7 protein-coding genes are annotated in these 7,985 nt (G+C 35.7%); 5 read left to right on the top strand and 2 right to left on the bottom strand.

Translation table 11 applies throughout. The features are described from left to right. Positions 1 to 272 precede the first annotated feature (272 nt). Positions 273 to 1,220: an aminoglycoside 6-adenylyltransferase gene (locus PR808_RS04985; RefSeq protein WP_272538839.1), complete on the bottom strand. Its 948-nt coding sequence runs from the start codon at positions 1,218 to 1,220 to the stop codon at positions 273 to 275. 276 nt (positions 1,221 to 1,496) lie between these two features. On the opposite strand from PR808_RS04985, the gene PR808_RS04980 reads away from it, so the two are divergent. The 5 genes from PR808_RS04980 to PR808_RS04960 all read left to right on the top strand — a co-directional run bounded on the left by PR808_RS04980 (position 1,497) and on the right by PR808_RS04960 (position 7,089). Further along, positions 1,497 to 2,342 (top strand): hypothetical protein, encoded by an 846-nt coding sequence (locus PR808_RS04980; protein WP_272538838.1) that lies wholly within the window; start codon positions 1,497 to 1,499, stop codon positions 2,340 to 2,342. Positions 2,343 to 2,674: 332 nt separating this feature from the next. Next, the gene (nadA, locus tag PR808_RS04975; RefSeq protein WP_272538837.1) at positions 2,675 to 3,715 is read left to right on the top strand and encodes a quinolinate synthase NadA; all 1,041 of its coding nucleotides are present in this window, start codon (positions 2,675 to 2,677) and stop codon (positions 3,713 to 3,715) included. A gap of 64 nt (positions 3,716 to 3,779) precedes the next feature. Then, positions 3,780 to 4,502: a nicotinamide riboside transporter PnuC gene (gene pnuC, locus PR808_RS04970; RefSeq protein ID WP_272538836.1), complete on the top strand. Its 723-nt coding sequence runs from the start codon at positions 3,780 to 3,782 to the stop codon at positions 4,500 to 4,502. Between the two features lie 352 nt (positions 4,503 to 4,854). Next, positions 4,855 to 5,910, top strand: a complete 1,056-nt coding sequence (gene aroG / locus PR808_RS04965; protein ID WP_272538835.1) for a 3-deoxy-7-phosphoheptulonate synthase AroG — start codon at positions 4,855 to 4,857, stop codon at positions 5,908 to 5,910. A gap of 216 nt (positions 5,911 to 6,126) precedes the next feature. Beyond that, positions 6,127 to 7,089: a hypothetical protein gene (locus PR808_RS04960; RefSeq protein ID WP_272538834.1), complete on the top strand. Its 963-nt coding sequence runs from the start codon at positions 6,127 to 6,129 to the stop codon at positions 7,087 to 7,089. Between the two features lie 44 nt (positions 7,090 to 7,133). On the opposite strand, the gene PR808_RS04955 is transcribed toward PR808_RS04960, so the two are convergent. After that, positions 7,134 to 7,880: a hypothetical protein gene (locus PR808_RS04955; protein WP_272538833.1), complete on the bottom strand. Its 747-nt coding sequence runs from the start codon at positions 7,878 to 7,880 to the stop codon at positions 7,134 to 7,136. Positions 7,881 to 7,985: the final 105 nt, after the last annotated feature.

Genomic DNA, 7,985 nt, shown 5'->3' with positions numbered 1-7,985 from the left:
CCACACATCGCAGTATCCAACACGCATTCAAGTCGATATTCAATCAGTTTCCATACCTCGACAAGCTGGTTGCAGGTTCAGGCCGAAGGCTAAATCCGAAGGATTTAAATCCTGCACGACCCACCATCTCAAGTCACACATCACAGTATCCATCACACATTCAAGTCAATATTCAATCGGTTTCCATACTTCGACAAGCTGGTTGCAGGTTCAGAAAATACTGACCTAATCAAAAACGCCGCATTCCCTTGCAGTGCCTTATTTAAAAATGACTACTTTTCTGGTAACAATCCGTTGTCCAATAAAAAACCAATCACTAACTCTTGCATTTTTTCAGCCATATCACGCATATCGTCATAACTCTGTAATTTCGCGAGACTTACACTAACTTCAGCAAAACAGCGCATTAAACACTGTAATGATAACGCCGCTTTCTCTGCTGTACCGCAATTAAAAATGATTTCTAGCGCTTGAATATATTTTAATGGCATCCATTCATGGTACTTACGGCCCTTATACCAAACATGCTCACCTTGGATAGAAACCAGATGCTCAATCAGCGTCAGAAAATACTGCTTCATATCTGCGCTTCGTGACCACGCCACCCATAACTCATCACGTGTTAATGCAATCGCCACTTGGTGGGCTTCATGCCAAAAATCGGTAACAATCTCAGCAAATTCACAGGCGCTCAAGGGGATGGGTATTAAAGAGGTTGGATTGGCATTTTCAGGTAGACTATTAGTGATCCCCGTTTTATCTAATAAAACAGCAAAGCCCCGTGAAAATGTGGCATCTAACCCCTCACGCTTCATTTTCTCTAGGCGTTCAGGCTCTGCGAAAGTAAAATCCACTTTTCGGCCTTCTTCATAGATGACTAAGCAGGTTGGCCAATCAGGGGCATCATCTTCCAAGTTAAGTAAATGAAGTGCAGCGAGTGGTTTGCCAAAGTTATCAATCCAATGCTTTTGTTGAAAGAGTTCTGTCACGCCATGGCCGATTAATTCGATATCAATATCGGAATAACTGTCGATATCTTGCTCCCGACCTCGCGAACCTGTTAATACCACGGATTCAATTCTCGGGTCGAGTAGTGAAATAGAAATTATTTTATTTATTAACGATGCAGGTGATTCCATAACTGGCCTATTCAATATAACAGGATGCGCTAAGATACCGATAAAGGGACAGAAAAGCGAAGGATCAAATGTAAAAAGCATGAAAAGTGCACCTAAATGACAAAATTTCTTTACAAGTGAGTGAAAAGCGTCGGAACTTAGTGATGTTAGCAACTAATAGTACATTATGTTAAAAATCGGTAACCAAGGAAAAATAGAACAGTGATGGAAAATTTAATGTAATTTCCATTTTTATGAATGTATCTTGAGTTATTATGCTTATATTTTGAAATTATTATTTTTTCTTTTTTATATTAAAATAAAATTTGTATTTTATTTCTTATGAAATTATTATTCATTTTTTTAAAGGAAATTAAAATGGAAGTGAATAAATTGGAAGGGAAAAAATATTTTTTAGATTTAAAGAAGAATTACCAGTACATAAATGAAAAAATTAGAAGGCTTTATTTAGGGGTGGATTCATTAACTGAAGAAATATTAATAATTGAATCTAAGCATCAGAATATATTTGATGAAAATAGTTATCAAAACAAAATACAACTAACCTATGTGGAATATATTCAGTCTAAAAACTATATAAATAGAATTAAAGATTATATTCATATCGTTAAGGGGGCGCTAGATAAATACCAGAAACTACAAGATGAACTGAGGTTTTACATTGAAAACCCATCAGAGATAAAAAATATTACACCCAATATTGCAGAGGATTATACTAATTTAGCAAATAGTATACGTAATTATCCATTCATTGGTTCTCAATTTAATAGGCTGTTATTCAAATTTGATTATAATATTAGCCAGTTAGTTATAGATGCTAAAGAATATACACTAACTTTTCACTCTTCTGTCGCTGATTTAAGGTATGCAGCACATGATGTATCTTATGCAATAGATTATTTACAACATGATGATGCATTAGACGTGGGTGATGATATTAATAATCCTGAAAATGATAACGTTGACACTGTTACAGATAATAAACAAAAAGATGATATATTGAGTGATAAGTTAATGCAAAATGATATGAATAAAAAAGAAGGAGTCAGTAATCAAGATAATATAAAACTGGAACGGCGTAGTGATGATGGTCATTTAGCAGAGAGTATGGTAGGTTTTTTACGTGGGCAGCCCTTGTCCTTTCAGGCAGTAAGCTATTTTGATGTTATAACATCAATTTTACCGCCGATGCCAATATATTAATATTCTATCTGCCTATACTAGAAGTAGGCAGATAGCCATTGTTTATTCGATGCACCTACAACGTTAACTTGTTCTATTTTGTATGTACAGATGCTCCGTTCATTAAACAGCTAGCTATCAATCAAAGAGTGGTCATCTTTCGTTTTTATGTATAAAAATCCGTTAAGAAAAATGGATAACGGTGAAAAATGATGCTCAATAAGTAAAATGAGTGGAGACATCTTGAACGAAGTGGAGTATCTTGTTTAGTATATAAAACAAAATTGCTTTATTTTTCGGTTTTAAACTTAATTAAAGTCATAAAATCGATTTATGCTAAACAGGGGCAAGAAATGAGCGTGTTTATCGATTTTGAACAGTCAGTTTACCCATTCCCACCGAAACCTGCGATATTAAGCTCGGATGAAAAAGCGTTTTATCGTGAGCAGATTAAATCATTACTGATTGAAAAAAATGCCGTTATCGTTGCACACTACTATACCGATCCTGAAATTCAAGCACTAGCAGAAGAGACTGGTGGGTGCGTCGCAGACTCGTTAGAAATGGCACGTTTCGGCGCTAAACATTCTGCATCAACATTGGTGGTTGCTGGCGTAAAATTTATGGGTGAAACCGCCAAAATACTCAGCCCAGAAAAAAACGTTTTGATGCCAACATTGGACGCTCAATGCTCCCTTGATATTGGTTGTCCAGAAGACGAATTTATTCGCTTTTGTGATGCTCATCCAGATAGAACAGTGGTGGTGTACGCCAATACGTCAGCTGCGGTAAAAGCCCGTGCAGATTGGGTTGTGACCTCCAGTATTGCCGTTGAGTTAATAGAACACCTTGATAGCTTAGGTGAAAAAATTATTTGGGCACCCGATCGCCATCTTGGGCGTTATGTACAGCAGCAAACTGGCGCAGATATTCTGTGCTGGGAAGGCGCATGTATTGTACATGATGAATTTAAAACACAGTCCTTGGAAAAAATGAAGGCGCTTTATCCTGAAGCTGCCGTGTTGGTTCATCCTGAATCACCTCAAGCCATTGTTGATCTTGCCGATGCAGTAGGCTCCACAAGTCAATTAATTAAAGCAGCACAAGATTTACCTAATCCATCCATGATTGTGGCAACGGATAAAGGGATTTTTTATAAAATGCAGCAGGCTTGCCCTGAAAAAGCCCTATATATTGCGCCAACCGCAGGAGAGGGGGCAACATGTCGAACATGTGCTCATTGTCCTTGGATGGCGATGAATGGCTTAAAAGCGATTGCAGAGGCATTAGAAGGGAATTCACAGAGTCATCAAATACATGTTAGTGATGATTTACGTAAAAAAGCGTTATTACCGCTGAATAAAATGTTAAATTTTGCACAGAGTCTAAAATAACCCGCATAATTTAAATGCAATACTGAGCAATATAATATTGACTAACCTTTAAAAGGATTTCGGGATGGATTTTTTTAGTACAGCCAATACGTTAGTACAAATTCCTCTATGGGGTTCCGTGTATGATTTATCGTATATTGAAGCCGTCGGGACAATAGCAGGCTTGCTTTGCATCTTATTGGCAAGTTTAGAGAAAACGATTAATTACCTGTTTGGTTTAATTAACGTTTCTCTATTTGCTGTCATTTTCTTTCAGATTCAATTGTATGCGAATTTACTTTTACAGATATTTTTCTTTGTCGCTAATATTTATGGTTGGTATGCATGGAGCCGTGTGAATAGCTCTCAACAAGCGGAATTAAAGATCCGCTGGTTAAGCCTACCAAAAGCTTCTGTCACCCTAGTGCTTTCGGTATTAGCAATTCTCTATCTGACTTTTAATATTGATGTGGTATTTGGTGTGCTTGCGACTTGGGCGGTTGAGATCTTGAATATGCTTGGTGCCAATTTGGCGATGCCAACCATAGAGCCTGATGCATTTCCGTTCTGGGATTCGACAATGACCATTCTTTCTGTGGTGGCGATGATCTTAATGACGCGTAAGTACGTTGAAAACTGGTTATTATGGGTGATCATTAATGTGATAAGCATTGTGATTTTCTTTATCCAAGGGGTATACGCGATGTCGTTGGAATACCTTATTTTGCTGGGTATAGCCTTAAATGGCGCCCGACTTTGGATAAAATCAGCAAAAGATAATGGTTCATCGCCTTTATCTCGTCCATAACCTGAAAAAAAACAGAAAACGGCTAAAGTAATATCCTCGTTATTTAGCCGTTTTACTTATTTTTAACGCTGTAAAATGCGAATTGATCCTACTTATTGTGCTAAATATTCATATTTCTCCTCATTTTATAATCAGCCGTAGATAAATCCCTTGTTTCTGTATGCGCTAAGCTGTTTACAGATGTTCGCTGAACGGTTAGATTAAAAATTCGATGCCGATTATCTTTTAAGTTATCAATTCATCTTTTAAGTGCAGTGAGCGAGCTCATAGGTCTATTTTGTGCTCTAGCTTGGGATAAATTAGGTATGCAAATCAACAACAGTAAAAAATAATAAACATTGGATATACAGGTATGAACTATCAGAACGATGACGTCAGAATTAAACAAATAAAAGAATTATTACCCCCTATTGCTCTGCTTGAAAAATTTCCAGCAACCGATAAAGCTGCGTTTACCGTTCATGAAGCACGCCTTGCTATTCATAATATCCTAGAAGGGGATGATGACCGCTTAGTTGTTATTATTGGCCCTTGCTCAATTCATGACACAAAAGCTGCACTAGAATATGCTGAGCGCTTAAAAAAACTACGTGATGAGTTAAAAGACTCCTTAGAAATCGTTATGCGTGTTTATTTTGAAAAACCGCGTACCACAGTTGGTTGGAAAGGGCTAATCAATGATCCACATATGGATCGTAGTTTTGATATTAATGAAGGCTTGCGCATCGCACGTGAGTTATTATTAACAATTAATAGTCAAGGCTTGCCGACGGCAGGAGAATTTTTAGATATGATAACTCCGCAGTACGTGGCAGATTTGATGAGTTGGGGGGCAATCGGAGCAAGAACAACAGAATCACAGGTTCATCGTGAGCTTGCTTCTGGATTATCCTGTCCTGTGGGCTTCAAAAATGGAACTGATGGCACGATTAAAATTGCGATTGACGCCATCAACTCAGCACGTTCAGCACATAGTTTTTTGTCCGTCACTAAATGGGGACATTCGGCTATTGTTAATACCAGCGGGAATCCAGATTGCCATATCATTTTACGTGGTGGAAAAGAACCAAACTATAGTGCGGAGCATGTCAAAGCGGTTAAAGAAAGTTTAGTTAAGGCTGAACTTGCTCCAAACATTATGATTGACTTTAGTCACGCCAATAGCTGCAAGAAATTTGAAAAGCAGATGGAAGTTGCTCTTGATGTTTGTGAACAGATTCGTGGCGGCACGTACACAATCAGCGGTGTCATGATTGAAAGTAATTTAGTTGAAGGTAATCAAGATTTAGAATCTGGCCAGCCTTTAGTTTACGGACAAAGTGTGACAGATGCGTGTATTGGTTGGGATGATACAGAAAAAGTATTACGCCAGTTATCAGAAGCTGTGATAGCGCGTCGAAATAAATAAGTTATTCAATAAGATTCAATAAAGACCTATTCATATTATTGTAATAGGTCTTTTTATTATTTATTCATAAAACCTCTTAGTTTACTTAATTATCATTATCATCATTTTTTTGTTTTTATATTATACTAAAACTAAATTTGTCATTCTTAGTTTTATGGCGTATTTTTAATTTTCCGCTAGATGGCTTTTAAAATGTAAATTTAAAAGGAATTTAAAATGAGATATAATGAATATAGTAATGCTAATTATAAAATAAATACAATGAGAATAGCGAACGATTTGCATGCAGAAGTGGTTGGGCTAATTGATGAGTATAATAAATATAAAAAAGAAATAGCTTTAAATAGTAAGAAGCTTCAAAATTTTTTGAATGAAAAATCTGATGATTATGATGATATTAAGTATGAAGATATTATCCTTATGTTAAGGTTTCAATATGAATTGAATTCTTTTGTACCAACGTTGCAAGAACAAATTGAAGAGTTAGATATGTTATTAGTTAAAATTGAAGCATATCAGAAATCACCTAACGATATTAAAGTATTTGAAAAATTTATCTCAGATAAAAAAGATATATTAAAAAACACGCTAAAATTAGCACCGCAAATTAGTCTGGATGATATTGCTAATCTTAATGGAGGAAAAAATGAGTTTCAGTCAATATTTCAAGATTTCAATGAGAGTAGCTATGAATTAAATAATAAAATAAATCAAACGAAAAACTCCATTGATAGCTTATATTATAAAAATTGCTTTTATGAAAACAATAAAAGCTATGATGGTTATAATTATATTCGAGAGTTTAAAGGAAATGAAGAGTATATAAAATATTTTGAGGATGAAGTTGTTAATCTTAATAATAATTTGGGAAATAATGAATTAGATAAAGATAAAACTAGTGATATAAAGGCTGAGATTGAAGACTATAAAGAATACAGTAAGATATTATTAGAAAAAAATAGCGAACTTAAAGTTTATTTTGAACAAGCAGGCATTAGCTTACAAGATAAAAATGTAAATATTTTAAATGTATTTGAACTTACAACAAATGATGTTACAGAACAATTAACGCTGTCTCTTGCAGGGTTTAAGGTTCTAGATGCTCATGCTATTAATGATGCTGCAATAAAAGTAGAGCCCATTAAACCATTTATGCCAATGGTGCCTCAAGTAAATTAAGTGAATCATGGTCGGCTTGTTTGCTGACCATGACTTGTTGTTTTTTATTGATTTTTTGGGATCTTTTCGAGAAATGCTTTTAAATTAGCTTGTTCTTCAGGTGTAGCATTTGCTGGTGTCGCAGTTAATTGCAATGGCCCCTCTGAGGTTTGAATATCAAAGAACACTTTCCCTTTCTCACCTTTCACATAAGTAACGTTTTTTAGTGGAATGCGATAACAATGCGCAAAAATATTTGGGCGAATATAAAACTGCGCGTCTTTAACAGCTAAATAGAGGTTATCACTTGCTTTTTTACCAAAGTAACCAAGAAAAATGGTCAGAACAAATAAAAACATCCCCAAACTTTGGCTCAATAAAATAAAGGCAATGCTGATGATCCCAAGGGAAATCACAACAATGCGGTTATTACGTTTATTAAATTCAACCTTCTCAGTAAAGCCGACATTAAGGCTGGTATCAAATGGCTCTAATTGACGATAACGCCAGCGTGTGGCAGAAAAAATCATTCCCATGGCAAAAACAATGGTGATTGGCATTAAGGCTACACTACTAATGATAGCGAGAACGATTGATAATTTGGGCTTATAAGCCATCACCATCATGCTAACAATTTGGATTGGAAAGCTGACACAAGCAATGATCATTAAGGTTTTCATCAGTTCATGATTGGCGGCACCATTTGAACCATCAATAACCAGTTCGCCTGCATTGATCATATACAGAAGTGAACCTAAAATACTGGCGCTGAGCACCAGGCCAACCCAAACATAGATATTAAATTTATTCATTTCGTTGTTTTATCAACCTTTCAAAAAATTTTCCCTATGATAGTCGGTTATTTGAATTTCTGACACCTTGAGTTGGTAATTTTTGTAGGAAGGAGAACAAAGGAT

Source organism: Providencia sp. PROV197 (genome assembly GCF_028479625.1).
GTDB lineage: Bacteria > Pseudomonadota > Gammaproteobacteria > Enterobacterales > Enterobacteriaceae > Providencia > Providencia vermicola.
The sequence above is the reverse complement of the archived record's forward strand: the minus strand, read 5'-3'. Positions and strand labels throughout refer to the sequence as shown.

Coding starts and splice junctions, on each gene's coding strand:
- PR808_RS04985 (WP_272538839.1), bottom strand. CDS start 1,220: ATGCTTTTTACATTTGATCCTTCGCTTTTCTGTCCCTTTATCGGTATC.
- PR808_RS04980 (WP_272538838.1), top strand. CDS start 1,497: ATGGAAGTGAATAAATTGGAAGGGAAAAAATATTTTTTAGATTTAAAG.
- nadA (WP_272538837.1), top strand. CDS start 2,675: ATGAGCGTGTTTATCGATTTTGAACAGTCAGTTTACCCATTCCCACCG.
- pnuC (WP_272538836.1), top strand. CDS start 3,780: ATGGATTTTTTTAGTACAGCCAATACGTTAGTACAAATTCCTCTATGG.
- aroG (WP_272538835.1), top strand. CDS start 4,855: ATGAACTATCAGAACGATGACGTCAGAATTAAACAAATAAAAGAATTA.
- PR808_RS04960 (WP_272538834.1), top strand. CDS start 6,127: ATGAGATATAATGAATATAGTAATGCTAATTATAAAATAAATACAATG.
- PR808_RS04955 (WP_272538833.1), bottom strand. CDS start 7,880: ATGAATAAATTTAATATCTATGTTTGGGTTGGCCTGGTGCTCAGCGCC.